We start from the raw sequence: 1,895 nt of genomic DNA on the forward strand, positions 1-1,895 counted from the left end.
CCCCCTCCTCGGACGGGAGCACCGCGACGGCATCGAACAGGACCGAAGGTCCGCCGTCGATCTTCTGCTTGGCCGCGACCTTGGTGCCGTCGTCGAGCGTGACCCCGCCGATCTTCGGCGCGACCACCTCCCAGACCGCGCCTTCGGCTTCCAGCGCCTTGGTCAGCGCATTGAACAGCTCGGCGCTCGACCCATCGGTCAGCAGCAGGCCCATCTTTCGCCCGGCGAAATTCGCCGGGCCGTTGGCGACGATCGAGAGCGCCGACGATGTCGGCAGGTCTAACGTCGGCTTGGCCGCCTTGGCGGCGTCCGGCAGGTCGAGGCCGAGCCCGTCCGCAACGGTAGCGGCGAGATCCTCGTCGATGTTGCGCAGGTGGCTGACCGCCCGGGCCCGGATGTCGACACGATCTACCTTCGACAGCTCGAACACCAGCGCGTCGCCGATGTGCTTCTGCTCGATCGGCTGCTGGCTGAGATAGAACTGCCGCGCCTGGCTGTAATGATCGGCAAAGGTTTCGGACCGAACCCGCTGCTTGGTCCCCTGAACCTCGGCGGGGAAACTGGTGAAGCCGATCTCCGCGTTCTCGCGCGGACCGCCTTCCGCGCCCCAGCTGTTCGGCTCATAGTTCACGCGCCCCTTCGGATTGCGCATCGCCATGTGGCCGTCCTGCTGGAAGTTCATCACCGGACAGCGCGGGGCATTGATCGGCAGGTGGGTGAAGTTCGGGCTGCCGAGCCGCTTCAGCTGGGTATCGAGATAGGAGAAGTTGCGGCCGTGCAACAGCGGGTCGTCACTGAAGTCGATGCCCGGCACGATGTTCTGCGTGCAGTAGGCGACCTGCTCGGTTTCGGCGAAGAAGTTGTCGACGTTGCGATTGAGCGTGAGCGTACCGACGATGCGGACCGGCACGTCCTCCTCGGGGATGAGCTTGGTCGAGTCGAGATGGTCGAAGGGAAGCTTGTCGGCGGTTTCCTGATCGAACAGCTGGACGCCGAGATCCCATTGCGGGAAGTCACCGCTCTCGATCGCCTCCCAAAGATCGCGGCGATGATAGTCGGGATCGGCGCCGCTGATCTTGACCGCCTCGTTCCACAGCACCGACTGGAGCCCCTGGCGCGGCTTCCAGTGGAACTTGACGAAGGTCGACCTGCCTTCCGCGTTCACCAGGCGGAAGCTGTGGACGCCGAAGCCCTCCATCGTGCGGAAGGAGCGGGGGATCGTGCGATCGGACATGATCCACATGATCATGTGCCAGGCTTCCGGGGTGAGGCTGGCGAAATCCCAGAAATTGTCGTGTGCGGTTTGCGCCTGGGGGAACGCCCGGTCGGGCTCCTGCTTGGCCGCATGGACCAGATCGGGGAACTTGATGGCATCCTGGATGAAGAACACCGGGATGTTGTTGCCGACGATGTCCCAGTTGCCCTGCTTCGTGTACATCTTGACGGCGAAGCCGCGCACGTCGCGCGCCAGATCGCGCGAGCCCTTGTTGCCCGCTACCGTTGAGAAGCGGACGAACACCTCCGTCTGCTGCCCGACCGTGCTCAGCACGTCGGCGCGGGTGTAGTCGGCCAGACTGTCGGTCAGTTCGAACACGCCGTGCGCGCCGTAGCCGCGTGCGTGGACGACGCGCTCCGGGATGCGCTCGTGATCGAAATGGAAGATCTTTTCGCGGAGGATGAAGTCCTCGAGCAGCGTGGGGCCCCGCAGACCCGCCTTGAGACTGTTCTGGGCGTCCGCGATCGGGATGCCCTGCTGCGTGGTCATGGTAAGTGCCGCGTCCGAAGTCGTCTGGCGGGTTTCGCCGCCATGGCCCTGCTGCTCGGCATAGTTCGTCGGCTGGTCGGCACCCGCCGGCAGCGGCGGTGCCTTCTTGGCCGTCTCGCCCTTGAGTTTC

At 65.0% G+C, this 1,895-nt stretch carries 1 protein-coding gene; it reads right to left on the bottom strand.

Annotated elements, in window-relative coordinates:
* A partial coding sequence (locus MF607_RS22440) for a catalase (protein WP_277926060.1) occupies positions 1-1,895 on the bottom strand: 1,895 nt, incomplete at both ends.

Origin of the sequence: Sphingomonas lacusdianchii, from assembly GCF_022664395.1 — a bacterium.
Classification (GTDB): domain Bacteria; phylum Pseudomonadota; class Alphaproteobacteria; order Sphingomonadales; family Sphingomonadaceae; genus Sphingomonas; species Sphingomonas lacusdianchii.